Raw genomic sequence first — 18,915 nt, 5'->3', positions numbered from 1 at the left:
CATGTGCGGCATCGCTGGCGCCTGGTCGCCCCAACCGCGCACGGGCGCGGACGAACTCCACGCCCTCGGCCGGCGCATGGGCGAGGCCATTGCCCACCGGGGTCCGGACGACAGCGGCACCTGGGTGGACGCGGATATCGGCCTGGTGCTGTCGCACCGGCGCCTGTCGATCCTGGATCTGAGCCCGGAAGGCCACCAGCCGATGGTGTCGGCCGACGGCCGCTGGGTGATCGCCTTCAACGGCGAGATCTACAACCACGCCGCGCTGCGCGCGGAGCTGGAAGCGCTGGGACACCGGTTCCGCGGCCATTCCGACACCGAAGTGCTGCTGGCGGGCATCGCCCAGTGGGGCGTGCAGGCGGCACTGGAGCGCGGCAACGGCATGCTCGCGCTGGCGGCCTGGGATCGCCAGGAGCGGGCCCTGTGGCTGGCGCGCGACCGTGTCGGCAAGAAGCCGCTGTATTACGGCTGGACGACGGACGGCGCGCTGGTGTTCGGCAGCGAGCTGTCCGCGCTGCGCGCCCATCCGGGCCTGCGCCACGAGGTGAATCCCGACGCGCTGGCGCTGCTGCTGCGGTTGGACTACATCCCCGCGCCGTACGCCATCCTGCGCGGCGTGCACAAGCTGCCGGCCGGCACCCTGCTGCGCCTGGATCCGGCCGCGTTGGCGGCGGGCGACGCCGGCCACGATCCGCTGCGCGCGCCACTGCACTGGTGGAATGCGCGCCAGCGCCAGGAAGCCGCGATCGCACAGGGCTTCGACGGCGACGAGGACGCCGCGCTGGACGCGCTGGATGCATTGCTGCGCGACGCGGTCGCGCTGCGCATGGAGGCGGACGTGCCGCTGGGCGCGTTCCTGTCCGGCGGCACCGATTCCTCGCTGGTGACCGCGCTGATGCAGGCGCAGTCGGCGCGGCCGGTGCGCAGCTTCTCGATCGGCTTCGACAACACCGATCATGACGAGAGCGCCTATGCCACCGCGGTGGCGCGACACCTGCGCACCGATCACACCGAACTGCACGCCGACGGCCGCGCCGCGCTGGATCTGGTGCCGGACATGGCGCGGATGTTCGATGAGCCCTTCGCCGATTCCTCACAATTGCCGACCGCGTTGCTGTGCCGGCTGGCCCGCCAGCACGTGACGGTCGCGCTCTCCGGCGACGGCGGCGACGAACTGTTCTTCGGCTACGGCCGCTACCTGCGCGCGCTGCGCAACGATGCGCGGCTGGCACGCCTGCCCCGGCGCCTGCTGGCCCGGCTGGCCGGCAATCCCGGCGAACGCTCGCGGTTGGGCGGACTGGCGGCGGCACGCGCGGAATTGGCCACCGGCGACCTGCAGGGCGTCGCCCTGCAGCGGGTCAGCCGCTGGCGGCGGCCGGAATCGGTCGTGCGCGGCGCCCGCCGCGCGATCACCGCCTACGACGATCCAACTGCGCTGCCGGCCAACGGCGGTCCCGCCGATCGGCTGATGGCACTGGATTTCGCCTGCTACCTGCCCGAGGACATCCTGACCAAGGTCGACCGCGCGAGCATGGCGGTCGCGCTGGAGGCGCGCGCGCCGCTGCTGGACTGGCGGGTGGTCGAGTTCGCCTGGTCGCTGCCGCTGGCGATGAAGTACCGCGACGGCCAGCTCAAGCACCTGCCCAAGCGCCTGCTGGAACGCTACCTGCCGGCCTCGCTGGTGCACCGGCCCAAGTCGGGTTTCGGCGCACCGGTCGGCGACTGGCTGCGCGGTCCCCTGCGCGACTGGGCCGAAGCGCAGCTGGATGAGCGCCGCCTGCGCGAGGAAGGACATTTCGATCCGGCGCCGATCCGCGCGATCTGGCGCGAGTTCCAGGCAGGCCAGCGCAAATGGCACACCCATCTGTGGGGCGTGCTGATGTTCCAGGCGTGGCGCGAGCGGCTGTAGCGGCTGTAGCGCCCGCATCTCCCGAACGCACCATCACCGTGCTCGCCGGCGCCCTTCCCCCCGGCCCGACCCAGCCGTGACAATATGCGCCTGCCCGGCGGGCCCGCTTCGCGCCGCCGGCGGTGTTCTTCCTTCCAAGAGAGTGGTTCATGCAGCGCATTCTGATCACCGGCGGCGCCGGCTTCCTGGGTTCCCACCTGTGCGATCGCCTGATCCGGGACGGACACGACGTCCTGTGCGCGGACAACTTCTTCACCGGCAGCAAGCGCAACGTCGCCCACCTGCTCAACCATCCCTATTTCGAGCTGATGCGGCACGACGTGACCTTCCCGCTGTACGTGGAAGTGGATCGCATCTTCAATCTCGCCTGCCCGGCCTCGCCCATCCACTACCAGCACGATCCGGTCCAGACCACCAAGACCAGCGTGCACGGCGCGATCAACATGCTCGGCCTCGCCAAGCGCCTGGACGCGCGCATCCTGCAGGCCTCCACCAGCGAGGTGTACGGCGATCCGGAAGTGCATCCGCAGACCGAAGGCTACTGGGGACGAGTCAATCCGATTGGCCTGCGCAGCTGTTACGACGAGGGCAAGCGCTGCGCCGAGACCCTGTTCTTCGATTACCACCGCCAGCATGGACTGGACATCAAGGTGGTACGCATCTTCAACACCTACGGCCCGCGCATGCATCCCAACGACGGCCGGGTGGTCAGCAATTTCATCGTGCAGGCGCTGCGCGGCGAGGACATCACCATCTACGGCGACGGCAGCCAGACCCGCAGCTTCTGCTATGTGGACGATCTGGTCGAGGTGATCGTGCGGATGATGGACACCGAGCGCGGCTTCACCGGCCCGGTCAACATCGGCAATCCCGGTGAATTCACCATGCTGGAACTGGCGGAGAAGGTGCTCGGCCTGGTCGGCGGAAGCTCGCGCCTGGTGTTCCAGCCGCTGCCCTCCGATGATCCGAAGCAGCGCCAGCCCGATATCTCGCTGGCGCGGGAAAAACTCGGCTGGGAACCCAAGGTGGCGCTGGAAGACGGCCTGAAGGAAACCATCGCCTATTTCCGCACGCTGCTGGCCGAGGGCCAGGCATGACCCGCTTCGCGGTCATCGTCACCAACTACAACTATGCCCGCTTCGTGATCGAGGCGGTCGACGGGGTGCTGGCGCAGGGCCGGCGCGCGGCGCAGATCCTGGTGGTGGACGACGGTTCAACCGACGGCTCGCAGGCGCTGCTAGCCGAACACTACGGCAACCATCCCGGCGTGCGCCTGCTGTTCGGCGAGAACGGCGGCCAGTTGGCGGCGTTCCAGCGCGGCGTGGCGGCCGTGGATGCCGACGTGGACGTGGTCTGCTTCCTCGATGCCGACGATCGCTGGCAACCGGACTACCTGGAGAAGATCGGCGCGCTCTACGACCAGCGCAAGGATGTCGGCTTCGTGCTTTCGGACATCGGCCTGTTCGGCAACGAGGAAGGCCGCATCGGCTTCGCCGAAAAGGAACTTGACCTGGGCTACACCGCCATCAGCACCTATGCGCTGACCTACTGGTACGGCGCACCCACCTCGGCATTGTCGCTGCGGCTGCGCTATGCGCGCCTGTGCATGGACCTGCCGCCGCAGGTGAGCACGACCTGGCGGATCTCGGCCGACAACTGCCTGGTATTCGGCGCCAGCATCTTCGGCGCGCGCAAATACTTCCTGCCGACCGGCCAGGTCGGCTACCGCATCCACGGCAACAACGGCTGGTGGGCGCAGCAGAACCGGACCACCACCTTCCTCGGCCTGCTGCAGTCGCGTGGCCTGATCGCGCACTATGCGCGCGCCGCCGGCATGGACGACTCCTGCCTGGAACTGGCCAAGCTGGAGTACCGGACCAAGCCGGATCCCGATTGGGCCGAGGCGCGCCGCTACATGGGGTTGTGCTGGCGGGCGCGCTTGCCGTGGTGGAAGCGCCTGGAGCGCATCCTGAGCATCGTTCGCAGCCCGAAGCGCAAGAAATAGACACGCTCTACACGCAATGGATTGCGCGCAACGACAATCGGTGACTTCCGGCTTGGTTCCCGGGTGTAGCTTGCCTTACGCTTGGGCGGATCTTCCGCATTCCCCAGACCCTGCCGGACGCCGTGTTTGATTTCCCGAAATTCTCCCGCTTCCCCCGCGCCTGACGCCGCGCCGGTGCGCCCGCACACGCCCCCGCCCGTTTCCCGCGTTTCGGACCCCGACCGGCGCTCCGACGAAGGGCCGGTGGCAGTCCACCCGACGGTCATGCATTCGGCGATCGAAGTGGACGCGCGCTGGCGCAACCTGCTCTGCGGGGGATTGATGGTGCTGATCGCGGGTATGTGCATCCTGCCGGCGGGTCCCTCGTTCAACCCCGGCAAGCCTTACCAGTACCTGCTGGCGCTGACGCTGTATCTGCCGGCGCTGATCCTGGGATTCGCGCGCTTCGATCGCTGGCGCGACCTGGGACATCGCCCGCTGATGCCTTGGCTGTTGGTGCTGCTCTGCTGGTCCGCGGTGAGCCTGGCCTGGACCAACGCGAGCCGGCCGCTGGACGAGATCCTGCGCATCCTGAGCGTGCTGGTATTCCTGTTCGCCTGGCGGCACGGCATCGGCGACGACCCACGCCGCCAGCGCTGGTTGCTGGTGGGCGGTGCAGGCCTGCTGGCCGCCACCGCCATCGCGGCGATGCTCCGGTTCGCGATCCAGCCGCCGCCGGACGGTCGCGTGACCGGTTTTGGCGTGATGGCCAATGCCAACCTGCTCGCCGCGGCGATGGGGGCCGGTTTCCTGTGGCTGTGGCCTTGGCGTTTCCACATGCGGGGACAGCGCCTGTTGAAATGGTCCGCCATGTCCGTGCTGGTCGCCTGCCTGGTGCTGGCCGACTCGCGCAGCGCATGGGCCGCGCTGTTCGCCGCGGTGTTCGTGCTGCTCGCCATTCGCAGGAAGGAGCGTGCCTGGCGGCGCGTGGTCGCGCTGATCGTGGTCGGAGCGGGCGTGGCGGTCGCGGCCTACCCGGAACTGAGCGAGCGCGGCTGGTCGTTCCGGCCGCAGATCATGCAACACAGCTGGGACCTGTTCCTGCAGCAGCCATGGCTGGGTCTGGGGCTGGGCGCGCGCTTCACCCTGCCGGTCCAGGGCGGCATGGGCATGGATCAGGTCCATACCCACAACCTGTTCACCCAGATCGCGGTCGAACTCGGCCTGCCGGGACTGCTGTTGTGGTCGGGGATCTGGCTGGCCTTGGGCTGGCGTGCCTGGCGTCATCGAGACGAGGTGATCGGCCGGGTCGTGCTGGGCCTGTGGGTGTTCGCCAGCGTGATGGTGCAGTTCGACCTGCCGCACCTGATTGACAGCCCACGCCCGGGTTGGTTGATCATCTGGCTGCCGCTGGCGCTCAGCCTGTCGTTGCCATCGGCGTCCACCGACCCTTCGCGCGCACGATGAAGATTTCCCTGGCAATCCTCACCTACAACTGGCCCGAAGCCCTGGAGCGGGTGCTGGAAAGCGTCGCGCGGCAGCGTCGGATGCCGGACGAGATCCTGATCGCCGACGACGGTTCCCGGCCCGATACAGCCGAAATGGTGGCGCGCTGGCAGCAGGCGTTGCCGGTTCCGGTCCGCCATCTGTGGCAGGAGGATCGCGGCTTCCGCGCGGCGCGCTGCCGCAACCGCGCGATCGCCGCCAGCCGCGGCGACTACGTGATCCTGCTGGACGGCGACATGATCCTGCATCCGGACTTCATCGGCGATCACGAGATGCTGGCCGAGCCGGGATTCTTCCTGCAAGGGGGCCGGCTCAAGGCGACCGTCGCCGAGAGCAACCGCCTACTGGCCGGCGGAAGGCCGGTGTTCGCGCCGTGGGTCGACGCCGATTTCGACGAATTCGACGGCACCCGCCGCCAGTACGCGTTCCGCCAGCCGCAGCTGGCGCGCTGGAAGGCGCGCTCGCGCAACGGCGGGCGGGTGATGAGCTGCAACATGAGTTTCTGGCGCGCCGATCTGCTGAAGGTCAACGGCTTCGACGAGCGCATGGAAGGCTACGGCGCCGAGGATCGCGAGCTGGCGGCGCGGCTGGAGAACACCGGCCTGCGCCGGCGCGCGCTCAAGTGGGCCGCGCTGGCGGTACACCTGTGGCACAACTCGCGCGCGCCGCCGGACGTGGACGACATGAGCCTGCCCAACAATCGCCTGTTCCAGGCCACCCGCACGCAGAAGATCACCCGTTGCGAACACGGCATCGACGGCCATCCCGAGTTGCTGCAGGATCCGGTGGTCTCCTGATCCCGGCACGGACCCGGCCTCGTCGATGAAGCTGCTCTACACCAATTTCCACAGCGGCAGCGGCGGCGGCCATACCACCTATATCCGCGAACTGGCGCGCGCGCTCGGACCGCGGCACGAGGTCCATGTCGCCGCGCCAGCGGGCAGCCGCCTGCTGGCCGAAGCCACGGCGCTGCCCGGCGTGCGCACGCTGGCGCAGCCTTTCCCGAACGGACTGCGCAAGCTGCGCGAGCGCGCCGGCGCCATCCGCCAGCTGCGCGACCATCTGCGCGCGCACCGGTTCGACATCGTGCACGTCAACGGCTCGGCCGATCACCGCATCGTCATCGCCGCATTGCGCGGCGTCTCGCCGCGTCCGCGCGTGGTCCTGACCAAGCACAACACCAAGCCGATGGGTGGGCTCCAGCACGTCTGGCGCGCGCGTTTCCATACCGACAAGGCGATCGCGGTGTGCGAGTACGTGCGCCGGCAGCTCGAGGCCACGCCCTACCGCGCCTGCCATCCGCAGACGGTCTACAACGGCGTGGACACCACCCATTTCGGCCCCTGGCCGGACGCGGACGCGCGCATGTCGCGGGAACGCTTCGCGCCGGACGCCGGGTCACTGCTGATCGGCAGCAGCGCCGGTACCGCCGATTACAAGGGCTGGACGGATCTGGTCGCGGCACTGGAGCTGCTGTCCGCCGAAGAGCGTCGCCGTGTGCACGTGCTGATTGCCGGCCAGCCGCCTTCCGCGCGGCAGTTGGCGATCGTGCGCGAGGCCGGCCTGGAAGCGCAGTTCCATTTCCCCGGACTGCTGGAAGACGTGCGCCCGATCATCGCCGCGCTCGATGCCGGCTTCGTGCTGTCGCACGACATCGAGACCATCTCCTTCGCCTGCCGCGAGATGATGGCGATGGGCAAGCCGGTGATGGTCACCGACTACGCCGGCCTGCCGGAAAACCTGCATGCCGGCGAGGACGGCTGGGTGGTGCCGGTGCATGGCCACGAGGCGATGGCGACCACCCTGCGCTGGATGCTCCAGCATCGCGACGCGCTGGCCGGAATGGGCGCCGCCGCGCGAGCGCATGCGCTCGCCGAATTCGGCATCGCTCGATTCGCCGACGCCACCGAAGCGGTTTACCGGGATCTGCTGGGCGAGCGCTGATCGACTAAGGTTTCATCGCCTCGCCGCGACAGCCCGCCGCCGCGGCGGCATCCACCAGCCACCAGCTGCGGCGGTTGGCCGACCCCAGCGAACGCGCCTGCGCGCGATCCACGCAGGCCGGCAGGGTGGCGTCCTGCGCCATCAGCACGCGCCCGGCCGGGGCTTCGTGTAACCACGCCAGGCCGCGCTGCCATTGCAGATCGACCGGCGCGCGGAAACCGAACTCGGTCACCTCGCCTTGCGCCTGCAGCAGTTGCTGTTCCTTCCAGTCCACCAGCCCGATGGCGGTGTCCACGCCGGCGCGTGCGCGTGCTTCGGTCATCACGTCGCGCGCCGAGTTCTCGCCGTCCAGCAACGGCGCCAGCGCCATGCCGTAGCCGACCCACAGCACCAGCACGGTCACCAGGGTCAGCGGGATCGCGCGCGCGCGCCGCAGCCACAACGCGGCGGCGACGATCAGCCCGCCCATGACCGCCAGCGCCAGCCAGAGCTGGTCCGCGTGCGGATCACCGGCCAGGCCGCGCTCGGCTTCCAGCTTCAGTTCGAAACGCGGATCGCCGGTCAGCGCCATGCCGCCGGCCACCAGCAGCAGGCCGCCCAGCGCGACCGCGAACGCCAGCAACGCGGCCCGCACGCCACGGCGCTCGCCCAGAGCGGGCAGGAACGGGGCGGCCGCCCACGCCAACGCCGGCAGCGCGGGCAGGATGTACATGTCACGCTTGCCCGGGCTAGCGCTGAAGAACAGCAGCACCAGCAGCATCCACGCCAGCGGCCACCACACCCGCGCGTCGCGCTGGCGCCAGGCCTCACGCCACGGCTTGATCAGCCAGGGAATGAAGATCGAGAACGGCAGCCAGAACAGCGCGATGACTTCCAGGAAGTACCACGGCGGCGCCTGGTGGTGCCATGCGGCGACGTAGCGGGTGGCGGTCTGGCGGAACAGGATTTCGTTGAGATAGGCACGGTGCTCGGGATCGCCGCTGGTCAACGCGGTCACCACCATCGGCACGAACCACAGCGCGATCGCCAGCAGGAAACTGGCGCCGCCCAGCCACCAGCGACCCGCGCCCTTCAGCGCCGGTTCGGCCAGTCCCTGCCAGCCGCGCCAGCGCATCAGCGCGTAGGGAATCAGCGCCAGCAACGGCAGGAAGCCCACGCCCTTGCTGATCACGCCCAGGCCGGCGGAGAAACAGCCGAGCCAATACCAGCGCCAGTTCGGCCCCAGCAGCAGATGACGGCCTAGGCCGTACATGCCCAGGGTGATGAAGAACACCACGGTCGGGTCGATCTGCGCGCGCTTGCCCTGGTAGACGAACTGCATCGCGCACAGCACCGCGCCGGCGGCCCACAACGCCGCCTGGCGGTTCCAGGTGCGGCGTGCGAAGTCGTAGGTCAGTACCAGCGTGCCCAGCGCCGCCAGCAGCGACGGAATCAGGAAGGCGACGTTCCAGTGGCGCACCACCGCGTAGGTGGATGCAATCATCCAGAAGTACAGCGGCGGTTTGTCCGGATAGAGCTCCTGGCCGCGGTGCGGGAACAGCCACTGGCCGGACTCCCACATCTGTTTGGCCACCAGCACGAAACGCGGCTCGTCGGCCGGCCATGGCGCGCGCATGCCCAGCCCCGCGCCGATCACCACCAGCGCGAACAGCAGGAACCACCAGAACGCGGTCTTGTCGTCGGTCTTGATCATGGCGCGCGATGATACCGGCGATTTGTTATGCAATTGTCGGAACCGACCTTGCGGCCCGCCAATGTCGCGTGGCTCACGCCCCGTCGCTGCGGACCAGGCGCGCGTAGAAGAATCCGTCCATGCCGTCCTCGCCCGGCAGGCGCTGGCGGCCGCCGCCCGAGGCATGGCCGAAGCGCGGGTCCAGCGCTTCGACGCGGGCGTCGGGCGTGCGCGCCAGGAAGGCGTCGATCTGGCGTTCGTTCTCGTCCTTGAGGATCGAGCAGGTCGCATACAGCAGCACGCCGCCCGGACGCAGCAGGGTCCACGCCGCATCCAGCAGGCGCGCCTGCAGCGCGCGCAGCGCGGCGATGTCCTCCGGCCGCCGGTGCAGCAGCACGTCGGGCTGGCGACGGACGATGCCGGTCGCCGAACACGGTGCGTCCAGCAGGATCGCATCGAACGGCTGGCCATCCCACCAGATCGAAGGCTCGCCCGCGTCGGCCGCGCGCAGTTGCGCCCGCACGCCGACCCGCGCCAGCGTTTCGCCCACGCGTTGCAGGCGTCGTGCATCCACATCCATCGCCAACAGGCGCAACGTGCCGTCGCGTTCGAGCAGGTGCGCCGCCTTGCCGCCGGGGGCGGCGCAGGCATCGAGCACGCGCGCACCGACGGCGGGCGCCAGCGCATCGGCCACCAACTGCGCGGCGCCGTCCTGGACCGACACGTCGCCGTCGGCGAAGCCCGGCAGCGCGGCGACGGCCACCGGTGTATCGACGCGAATCGCATCGGCGGCCAGCGACGAGGCGGAAGCGAGGAGTTCCGGCAACGTCTGTCGCAGGCGCTCCAGATAGTCCGCCACCGGCATTCGCGCGCGGTTGACCCGCAGCCACAGCGGGGCGGCTTCGGCGCTCGCGGCGAAAACCGCATTGGCCTGCCCGGCCCAGTCCTGGCGCACGCGCTCGCGCAGCCACGCCGGCCAGGCCTGTTCGGGTGCGGCGGCCGGCAGGCCTTCGCGCTGCGCGCGGCGCAGGATCGCGTTGACCATCCCGGCCTGGTGCGAGCGCTTCAGTTCCCGCGCGGCTTCCACGGTGGTAGAGAGCGCGGCATGCGCCGGCAATTGCAATGCATCGATCTGGGCGAAGCCGACCCACAACAGCGCCCGCAGTTCGCCGTCGCGCCGGCCCAGCGGTTTCTGCATCCAGCGGCGCAGGGCTTCGTCATAGCGGACGCGCTGGCGCAACGCGGCGAAGCAGATCGCTTCGGCCAGCGCGCGATCCCGCGGGTCCGGCAGGCGTGGCAGGCCGGCGGCCAGTTCCGCCTTGAGCGAGCGCCCCCGATGCGCGACCGCATCGAGGATGCGCGCGGCCAGTGCGCGCACGGCGGCGCCGGTGCCCGGATTCACGCGGTCACCAGATCCCGGCGCGCGTTGAGGTAGTCGGCGGCGGTGATCGCCTTGCCGCCCTCTCGCTGGACCACCCGCAGGCGCAGCGCGCCCTGGCCGCAGGCGATGTCCAGGCCCTGCCGGCCCGCCGTGAGCAGCGTGCCGGGTTCGGCCCGGTGCGCCAGATCCAGCGCGACCGCGCCATGGATGCGCAGGCGTTCGCCGGCCACGCTCGCCTCGGCCACCGGCCAGGGTTCGAACGCGCGCACCTTGCGCGCCAGCACGTCGGCCGGCTGCGACCAGTCCAGCCGCGCCTCATGCTTGTCCAGCTTGTGCGCGTAGGTGGCACCGGCTTCGGGTTGCGGCTGCGCCACCGGACGCATGCCCGCGCGCAGCAGGCCAAGCCCGTCGGCGAGCACGCGCGCGCCGAGTTCGGACAGGCGATCGTGCAGCTGACCGCCGGTTTCCTGTTCGCCGATGGGCGTGCGTTGGGACAACAGCACCGGGCCGGTATCCAGCCCGGCTTCCATCTGCATCAGGCAGACGCCGGTTTCGGCGTCGCCGGCTTCGATCGCGCGCTGGATCGGCGCGGCGCCACGCCAGCGCGGCAGCAGCGAGGCATGCACGTTCCAGCAACCGTAACGCGGGATGTCCAGCACCGCCTGCGGCAGGATCAGGCCGTAGGCGACGACGATCATCAGGTCCGGGGTCAGTTCGCGCAGGGCTTCCCGCGAGGATTTCTTCCTCAGCGATTCCGGCTGCAGCACCGGGATGCCGCGCTGGATCGCTTCCAGCTTGACCGGCGACGGCGTCAATCCGCGACCGCGACCGGCGGGTCGATCCGGCTGGGTGTACACCGCGACGACCTCATTGCGCGCGTGCGCCGCGCGCAAGCTGGGAACGGCGAACGCCGGCGTGCCGGCAAAAACGATTCTCATGGAAGACGAGGTATCCGGAGAGGAAGAAGGAGGATGGCGGCCGGCGCGACCCGCAACCTGGCTCTTGCGAATCCCAAATCCCGATTCACCAATCCCGCGGCCGTCAGGCCGCAGCCTGACGCCGCTGCTTGGCCAGCTTCTTGCGCACCATCTCGCGCTTGAGCGGCGAGAGGTAATCGACGAACAGCTTGCCGTCGAGGTGATCCATTTCGTGCTGGATGCAGACCGCCAGCAGGCCGTCGGCGCGCAGTTCCTGCGCCTGGCCCTGGCGATCGACGAAGCGCACGGTGATTTCGTTGGAACGGGTGACGTCGGCATAGATGCCGGGCACCGACAGGCAGCCTTCCTGGTAGACCTGGTCGCCGGCGCGATCGAGGATCTCCGGATTGATGAAGACCCGGGGGTCGTTCTTCTCTTCGCTGATGTCGATGACCATGAAGCGCTGGTGCACGTCCACCTGGCTGGCGGCCAGGCCGATACCCGGAGCCTCGTACATGGTCTCGAACATGTCGTCCAGCAGGGTCTGGAAGGCCGGCTCGGTCACCCGCGCCGGGTCGACCGGCACCGCTTTGGTGCGGAGCCGGGGATCGGGGAATTCGAGGATGGGAAGCAGTGCCATGGTGTGTCCGAGATGGGGGCGCCAGTGGAATCCGGCAAGGCCTCACGGATTCTAACTCGGGCGCTTGCGTTGCGCCGGGTTTTCTGGACTATAGTGCGGACCACCTGTCGGGGAATCAGGTAGATACAGCCATGTTTAAACATTTTCGTACGGTTCTCGCCGTGGCGGCGATTACCGTGGGCAGCTATGCCGCCGCCGCAGAAATGGCGGGGGACCACCCGGACACCTACGTGGTCAAGCGGGGGGACACCCTCTGGGACATTTCCGCCCGCTTCCTGAAGAAGCCGTGGCTGTGGCCGGAGATCTGGCAGGCGAATCCGCAGATCAAGAACCCCCATCTCATCTATCCCGGCGACGTGCTCAGCCTGGCCTACCTGGATCGCGTGGCGGTCCAGGCCGGTCCGCGCCAGGAAGCCCCGCTGAACGCGATTCCGCTGTCCGAGGTCGAGCCGTTCCTGAAGAACCTGAGCATCGCCGACAGCTTCCAGCACCTGCCGTACGTCGCCGGGCTGGAAGAGAACATGCTGCGCGCCACCGCCGGCCAGAGCGTGTACGTGCTCGGTCTGGACCAGGCCCAGCCCGGCCAGCGCTACGCGGTCGTGCGCCCGGGCCTGCGCTACACCCAGACCCGGGTGAAATCCAGCGGCGAGTACCTGACCTACAAGGAAGACCTGGATTACCGCGGCGCCCGCATCAAGGGCGCGCCGGCGGACTGGAACCGCCAGTGGTCCAGCTCGGCGCTGTCCGACGGCGGCCCGGTCGAACTGCTGGGCTACGAGCTTGAGCAGGTCAACGTCGGCACCATCACCCGTGGCCGCGTGCCCGGCAGTGAAACGGTCACCCTGACCCTGCAGGACACCGGCAAGGAAGTGCGCGCCGGCGATCGCGTGGTCCCGGTCGAGGCCAAGCCGTACGACCTGCAGTTCTTCCCGCACCCGCCGGCCACGGCCATCGCCGAGGGCAAGCTGCAGATCCTGGCCGTCGCCAACGCGCTGACGTCCGGCGGCCCGCGCGACGTCGTCGCCATTTCCGGCGGCAGCCGCGAAGGCATCGACAACGGCACCGTGCTGTCGGTCTGGCGCCGGGGCGATCACGTCGCCAACAAGGTGCGCTGGCCCAATTCCTCGCGCATGGACGACTCGCCGCGCAACGGCGCCGGCCGGGTCAGCCTGCCGGACGAGTATGCCGCGCACGTGATGGTGTTCCGTACCTTCGACAAGGTCAGCTATGGCCTGGTGATGGAAGGGGTGAAGGCCACCCGGGTGGGCTACGAGTTGAAGCATCCGGACGCCACCTACTGAGTCTTCGGACAAACCCTACGCAACATCGCGACGGCGCCCGAGGGCGCCGTCGTCGTCTCCGCACTAGGCTGGCCTCATGTCATGCCGTGAAGACGATCCCGAAGCCCTGTTGCGCCTGATTCTGGCCGGCGGCGGCAGCGCCGCCCGCCGCCGCCTGCTGGAACACCATGGCAGCCCCGGCGCCGCGTTCGCGGCCGGCCCGCGGGGGTGGCGGGCGGCCGGACTGGAGGATCGCCAGGTCAAGGCCCTGGTGACGCCTGCCGCCCCGGAGCTGGGAATCGCCCGCGAGTGGCTAGCCGCCTCGCCCCGCCATCACCTGATCGGCTGGGGTTCGGCCGACTATCCACCGCTGCTGCGCCATTGCCCCCAACCGCCGCTGGCCTTGTTCGTCGATGGCGATCCGGCGTTGCTGTGGCGCCCCGCGGTGGCGGTGGTCGGCAGCCGCTCGCCGACCGCGGGCGGGCGCGACAACGCCTCGGCATTCGCCGCCGCGCTGGCCCGCGCGGGGATCGTGGTGACCAGCGGCATGGCCGCCGGTATCGATGCCGCCGCGCACGAAAGCGCCCTGGGACAGGCCGGGGGGACGACGGTCGCGGTCCTGGGCACCGGTCCCGAACAGGCATATCCGCGCAGGCACGCGCCATTGCGGGATCGCATCGCCGCGCAGGGCGCGGTGGTCAGCGAGCATCCCCCCGGCACCGGCGCGCACCCCAGCCACTTTCCCCGCCGCAACCGGATCATCGCCGGCCTGTCGCTGGCCACGCTGGTCATCGAGGCCGCCGAGCGCTCCGGCGCGCTGATCACCGCCCGCCAGGCAGCGGACAGCGGTCGAGACGTGTTCGCGGTACCCGGCTCCATCCACAACCCGCTGGCGCGCGGCTGCCACCACCTCATCCGCGATGGCGCCGGCCTGGTCGAACGCGGGGACGAACTGCTGGACGCCCTCGCCGGGCAGTTCGCCGGGGTGGTCCGGATCCTGCGCGAACAGCTTGGCGAACCTGAACAGACCCCTCCCGAACAGCCACGTCCGGCCCGCGGCGACCGGGACTCCGACTACCACACGTTGTGGCGCGCGCTCGGTCATGACCCAACGGGTATGGATCAACTGGTGGACCGGACCGGATTGACGATCGCCGCCCTGTCCTCCATGCTGCTCGCCATGGAACTGGATGGACGCGTATCGGTCGAACACGGCCGTTACTGCCGCAAAGGCTAGTTTCTTTCCTCCACAGCGCCACCGCGCGCAGGCCGAGGGGCAATGAAAGAGAGCATCCTGGATGTATTGCTGTACCTGTTCGAACACTATTTCACCGAGGACGCGGACCCCGTCCGTGATCGCGACTCTCTCCAGAACGGCCTGATCCAGGCCGGTTTCAGCCCCGCCGAAATCAACAAGGCTTTCGACTGGCTCGACGCCCTGGCCGATCAACGGCCCGGCGCGCCGCAACCGCGCGTGGGCGGCCCGACCCGCATCTTCCATGGCCCGGAGCTGGAAAAACTGGACGTGGAAGGTCGCGGCTTCCTGATGTTCCTGGAGCAGCACGGCATCCTCGATGCCGATCAGCGCGAACTGGTGCTGGATCGGGCGATGGCGCTGGACCAGGACGAACTGGATCTGGACGACCTGAAATGGGTCGTGCTGATGGTGCTGTTCAACCAACCCGGCTCCGAAGCGGCCTATGCGTGGATGGAAACGCAAATGTTCGTGGACGAACCTGAACCGGTACACTGAGCCGACTTCAACCTGCTTTCGGGGGAAAGCATGGCTCAGTGGTATTACGCGGAAGGACCGGGGCGGAATGTTGGACCACTGACCACGGAAGAACTGGCCGCCTGTTTCCGGCGCGGCCAGTTGATGCTGGATTCGCAGGTCTGGCGCGAAGGCATGACGCAATGGCAACCCTTGCGTAGCGTGGCCGCCGAGTTGGGCCTGGACGCCGCCGCGTCGGCCACCGCGCCGATGCCGCCGCCGCTTCCCGGCGCACCGGGCCACGCCGGCCCGCGCCTGGGCGCTCCGGCAATCGCGCCCGCACCACGAGGGATGAGCCGCGGCACGATCATCCTGCTCATCTGCCTGGCGACCGTCATTCCCGTGCTTGCCATCCTCGGCATCCTGGCGGCGATCGCCCTGCCCGCGTACCAGGAATACACCTCGCGCGCCCGGCTGATGGAACCGATCGCCGCGGGCGATGCATTGAAGCCGATGATTGAACGTCATCTGGCCGAAGGCCGCTGTCCCGACAACGACGCCGACGGCTTCCAGCCCGAAGCCGCCTACGCATCCCCGCATGTCGCCGGCATTCTGGTCGGCGAGTTCGACGACGGCACCTGCGGGGTGGAGGTGCGCGTCCGCGGTACCGGCAATTCGCGCATGGACGATCACGCCATCTGGATTTTCTACGACGGCCAGTCCCGGCGCTGGGGCTGCACCTCGGACATCGAGGACCGGCTGCTGCCGGAGCGGTGTCGCGGCTGACGCCGCATGCCGGCGATCCCGCCCGCGGCGGTCGCCCATCTAGGCGTTGACGAGCGCTTGCGGTAACGTTCGCAGCGCAACGGTTTGGGGAAACCAGCATGTCCACTTGGTATTACGCCGGGGCCGAGCGGCAACCGCTCGGCCCGTTGTCCACGGATGAACTGAAGCAGCACTTCCACAGCGCACGGATCGCACTGGACACGCTGGTCTGGCGTGACGGAATGATGCAGTGGCGACCGCTGGCGGATCTGGCCCAGCAGCTCGGCCTGCTGGAGGTGCCGCGCCCGGCACCATTCGATGCCGCACCGGCGGCGCCTGCCGCGTTCGCGCCTCCGGCACCGCCGACGGTCCCCGCGCCGCCGACCATCGCACGCGTGGAAGTGGAAGAAACCGCAGCCGTAGCCGCCGTCACCGCGCCGCTCGAACGGATGCCGGCGCCATCGGCCGCGCCGGCCGGTGGCCGCGCGGTGTTCAATCTCGGCAGCGACCCTTCGCCCACGCCGGTATACGAGCGTCCGGAGATCATCGAGCGCATGTCCGCGGCGGGCGCCGGCGAGGCCACGACTTCCCGCAACCCTTACCTGGCCGCGCGCGCGCCGCTGCAGGCGCAGCCTTCCTTCGTGGCGGACCAGAACGTCGTCTACGCCGGATTCTGGAAGCGCGCGGCCGCGACGATCATCGACGGCTTCATCCTGTCGCTGGTGGTGGGCCTGTGCGGCGAACTGTTCGGCGTGATCCTCAGCGATCTCGCCGGCGGCGGCGAGCTGGCCACGGCGATCACCACCTCGCTCAGCACGCTCGCCCTGAACGCGCTCTACTTTGCCTGGTTCCATTCCACCTTCAACTACGCCACGCCGGGCAAGATGGCGATCGGCATCAAGGTGGTGCGCGGCCATGGCGAGCCGATCTCGTTCCTGCGCGCGCTGGCGCGCTTCTTCGCCACCATCCTCAGCACGCTGACGCTCTTCATCGGCTACCTGATGGCCGCGTTCACCGCGCGCAAGCAGTCGCTGCACGACATCATCTGCGACACCGTGGTGGTCGACAAATGGGCCTATACCAACGAGCCGGAACGCCAGCGCAGCGAGCTCGGCCTGGTCGCGATCGTGGTGCTGGGCCTGTATGGTCTGGTCATCGTGGCCGGCGTGATTCTGATTTTCTTCGTCATCGGCCTGGCCGCGACCACCCAGCGGTTCGGTTGATCAAGCAACAGCAACAGGAGCGGTACATAACATGAGCAGTTGGTATTTCGCCGTCGGCGAGCAGCGCCAGGGCCCGATCAGCGCGGAAGAACTGGGCGCGCGTTTCCAGCGTGGCGAAATCACGCCGGATGCGCTGGTCTGGCGCGAAGGCATGGACGGCTGGCGCCCGCTGGGCGAGATGGCCGCGGAACTGGGCCTGGCGATTCCGGCCGCCGCGCCCGCCACCGCACCGGTGGTCAACGAGCCGGCCTCGCCGTATGCGGCGCCGGCCGCGCACGTTCCGCTGCAGTCCGCGCCGGTATTCGCCGGCCAGGTGGTGATGGCCGGCTTCTGGAAGCGTTTCGCCGCCTCCTTCATCGACGGCATGGTGATGATGGTGGTGACCCTGGTGGTCGCCCTGGTCGGCATCATGCTCACCGGCGGTGCGGCCGCGCTGAATCCGCAGGCATTCGCCAACGACATGATGCGCGGCACCCTCGGGATCACCTTCATCCTGGCGTTCTACGTGCTGCCGATCCTGGCCCAGGCGGTCTACTTCACCTGGATGCACGCGTCCGCGTCGCAGGCGACGCTGGGCAAGCTCGCGGTCGGCATCAAGGTGGCGCGCACCGATGGGCAGGCGCTCACCCTGGGCCGCAGTTTCGGTCGCTGGTGCGCGTACTTCTTCCTCAACCTGGTCAGCTGCGGCGTCACCACGCTGGTATCGGCATTCACCGTCGGCCTGACCGAGCGCAAGCAGGCCCTGCACGACATGATTGCCGATACCCTGGTCGTGGACCGCTGGGCCTTCACCGCGCATCCGGAACGGCAGCGCCGCGACCTGGGCGCGGTGACCTGGACGATCATCGTGCTGGCGGGCCTGTTCTTCGTCGCCTACATCGGGTTCTTCGTGTTCGCGATGGGCATGGCCGCCATCGCCGGCGGCAACCAGTAAACCCGGCGGGCGATGAAGCACTGGTACTACGCGGACGAGGCGCGGCAGCCGCAGGGTCCGGTGGATGCCGCGATGCTGCGGGATCTGCTGGCTGGCGGTCGGATTTCCCACGCCACCCTGATCTGGCGCGACGGCCTGTCGCAGTGGCAGGCCGCCGGCGATTTCGCCGGGGAACTGGGCCTGGGCGCCGGCACGCGTTTCCGGCAACCACCAGGTATCGCGGAAGACACCGGGGAATCGACGGCCGATGCGGTTCCCGATGCTCCGTCCTTCCCGCCCCCGGACACCACGCCTGAAACGGACGCGTCCCCGTATGCCGCGCCCGAGGCCGCAGTCGGGCTCGTGTCGCAGGTCGTGCAGGGCGGCGAAGTCGTCTATGCCGGTTTCTGGAAACGCACGGCGGCCTACACCATCGACAGTTTCCTGCTGACCATCATCACCACGGTGATCAGCACCGTGACCGGGCTTGCGATGCTGCCGCTGGTCATGGCCGACGCGACCCAGCCGCTGCTCGTCCTGGTGCTGCAGGTCGCGTCCTATCTGGTTCAGATCGTGGTGATGGCCGGGTATTTCGCCTGGTTCCATGCCTCACCGCACCAGGCGACGCCCGGCAAGATGGCGGTCGGCATCAAGGTGGTGGACAGACAGGGCGCGCCGATCAGCTTCTGGCGCGCCATCGGCCGGTTCTTCGCGACCTTCGTCAGCACGCTGCTGCTCATGGCGGGCTACCTGATGGCGGCCTTCACCGGCCGCAAGCAGGCCCTGCACGACCTGATCTGCGGCACGCTGGTGGTGGACAAGTGGGCCTACACCCATTATCCGGAGCGCCAGCAGCCGAAGCTCGGCGTGGTCACCTGGATCGTCCTCGTCCTGGGGGGTCTGCTGTCCCTGCTGTTCCTGCTGGCGGCCGGTGTGCTGGTCGCCGCCATGGGAGGCGTTTTCGGAAAGTGACGGGCTTCACGGAACCCGTTCAGGGTTGACAGCCGTGCCCGGGCATGATTCCACTAGTAAATAGCGAAACCTGAACGCCCGGGGCCACGGCTCCGGGC

Annotated in this window: 17 protein-coding genes; 13 read left to right on the top strand and 4 right to left on the bottom strand. The window is 69.0% G+C overall.

The window, feature by feature from the left end:
* The first annotated feature begins 1 nt into the window (after position 1).
* The 6 genes from asnB (at position 2) to FG323_RS13470 (ending at position 7,343) form a co-directional block, all read left to right on the top strand.
* On the top strand, positions 2-1,909 hold the full coding sequence (asnB, locus tag FG323_RS13495) for an asparagine synthase (glutamine-hydrolyzing) (protein WP_141455186.1): 1,908 nt from the start codon (positions 2-4) through the stop codon (positions 1,907-1,909).
* A gap of 149 nt (positions 1,910-2,058) precedes the next feature.
* Positions 2,059-3,006 (top strand): UDP-glucuronic acid decarboxylase family protein, encoded by a 948-nt coding sequence (locus FG323_RS13490; protein WP_141455185.1) that lies wholly within the window; start codon positions 2,059-2,061, stop codon positions 3,004-3,006.
* On the top strand, positions 3,003-3,914 hold the full coding sequence (locus FG323_RS13485) for a glycosyltransferase family A protein (protein ID WP_141455184.1): 912 nt from the start codon (positions 3,003-3,005) through the stop codon (positions 3,912-3,914). The genes FG323_RS13490 and FG323_RS13485 overlap by 4 nt, the downstream gene beginning before the upstream one ends.
* Before the next feature lie 243 nt (positions 3,915-4,157).
* Positions 4,158-5,360, top strand: coding sequence for an O-antigen ligase family protein (locus FG323_RS13480; RefSeq protein ID WP_141455183.1), 1,203 nt, complete (start codon positions 4,158-4,160; stop codon positions 5,358-5,360).
* A complete protein-coding gene (locus FG323_RS13475) occupies positions 5,357-6,196 on the top strand; it encodes a glycosyltransferase family 2 protein (protein WP_141455182.1) in 840 nt (279 codons plus the stop codon). Before FG323_RS13480 ends, FG323_RS13475 begins: the two co-directional genes overlap by 4 nt.
* Positions 6,197-6,221: 25 nt before the next feature.
* A complete protein-coding gene (locus FG323_RS13470; protein WP_141455181.1) occupies positions 6,222-7,343 on the top strand; it encodes a glycosyltransferase family 4 protein in 1,122 nt (373 codons plus the stop codon).
* A gap of 4 nt (positions 7,344-7,347) precedes the next feature.
* Here the strand turns inward: FG323_RS13470 and FG323_RS13465 are convergent, their stop codons facing one another.
* The 4 genes from FG323_RS13465 to def form a co-directional block, all read right to left on the bottom strand.
* Positions 7,348-9,036, bottom strand: a complete 1,689-nt coding sequence (locus FG323_RS13465) for a glycosyltransferase family 39 protein (protein ID WP_181444223.1) — start codon at positions 9,034-9,036, stop codon at positions 7,348-7,350.
* Between the two features lie 73 nt (positions 9,037-9,109).
* Positions 9,110-10,417 (bottom strand): 16S rRNA (cytosine(967)-C(5))-methyltransferase RsmB, encoded by a 1,308-nt coding sequence (gene rsmB, locus FG323_RS13460; RefSeq protein WP_255470176.1) that lies wholly within the window; start codon positions 10,415-10,417, stop codon positions 9,110-9,112.
* Entirely contained in the window at positions 10,414-11,334 is a 921-nt protein-coding gene (gene fmt, locus FG323_RS13455) for a methionyl-tRNA formyltransferase (RefSeq protein ID WP_141455178.1), read from the bottom strand. Before fmt ends, rsmB begins: the two co-directional genes overlap by 4 nt.
* A 103-nt stretch (positions 11,335-11,437) precedes the next feature.
* On the bottom strand, positions 11,438-11,953 hold the full coding sequence (gene def, locus FG323_RS13450) for a peptide deformylase (RefSeq protein ID WP_141455177.1): 516 nt from the start codon (positions 11,951-11,953) through the stop codon (positions 11,438-11,440).
* Between the two features lie 131 nt (positions 11,954-12,084).
* On the opposite strand from def, the gene FG323_RS13445 reads away from it, so the two are divergent.
* The 7 genes from FG323_RS13445 to FG323_RS13415 all read left to right on the top strand — a co-directional run bounded on the left by FG323_RS13445 (position 12,085) and on the right by FG323_RS13415 (position 18,817).
* Complete coding sequence (locus FG323_RS13445) at positions 12,085-13,254, top strand: LysM domain-containing protein (protein ID WP_141455176.1); 1,170 nt, start codon at positions 12,085-12,087, stop codon at positions 13,252-13,254.
* Between the two features lie 76 nt (positions 13,255-13,330).
* Positions 13,331-14,470 (top strand): DNA-processing protein DprA, encoded by a 1,140-nt coding sequence (gene dprA / locus FG323_RS13440; RefSeq protein WP_141455175.1) that lies wholly within the window; start codon positions 13,331-13,333, stop codon positions 14,468-14,470.
* Between the two features lie 42 nt (positions 14,471-14,512).
* On the top strand, positions 14,513-14,986 hold the full coding sequence (locus tag FG323_RS13435; protein ID WP_141455174.1) for a DUF494 family protein: 474 nt from the start codon (positions 14,513-14,515) through the stop codon (positions 14,984-14,986).
* Between the two features lie 30 nt (positions 14,987-15,016).
* Positions 15,017-15,730, top strand: a complete 714-nt coding sequence (locus tag FG323_RS19945; protein WP_141455173.1) for a GYF domain-containing protein — start codon at positions 15,017-15,019, stop codon at positions 15,728-15,730.
* 98 nt (positions 15,731-15,828) lie between these two features.
* A complete protein-coding gene (locus tag FG323_RS13425) occupies positions 15,829-16,932 on the top strand; it encodes an RDD family protein (protein WP_141455172.1) in 1,104 nt (367 codons plus the stop codon).
* 31 nt (positions 16,933-16,963) lie between these two features.
* Positions 16,964-17,866 carry an RDD family protein gene (locus tag FG323_RS13420; protein WP_141455171.1) on the top strand — a complete coding sequence of 301 codons (903 nt, stop codon included), beginning with the start codon at positions 16,964-16,966 and terminating at the stop codon, positions 17,864-17,866.
* A 12-nt stretch (positions 17,867-17,878) separates the two neighbouring features.
* On the top strand, positions 17,879-18,817 hold the full coding sequence (locus FG323_RS13415) for an RDD family protein (protein WP_141455170.1): 939 nt from the start codon (positions 17,879-17,881) through the stop codon (positions 18,815-18,817).
* Positions 18,818-18,915 lie beyond the last annotated feature (98 nt).

Source organism: Pseudoxanthomonas sp. z9, from assembly GCF_006542425.1.
Taxonomy (GTDB): Bacteria; Pseudomonadota; Gammaproteobacteria; order Xanthomonadales; family Xanthomonadaceae; genus Pseudoxanthomonas_A.
This window is presented reverse-complemented; position numbering and strand designations above follow the sequence as displayed.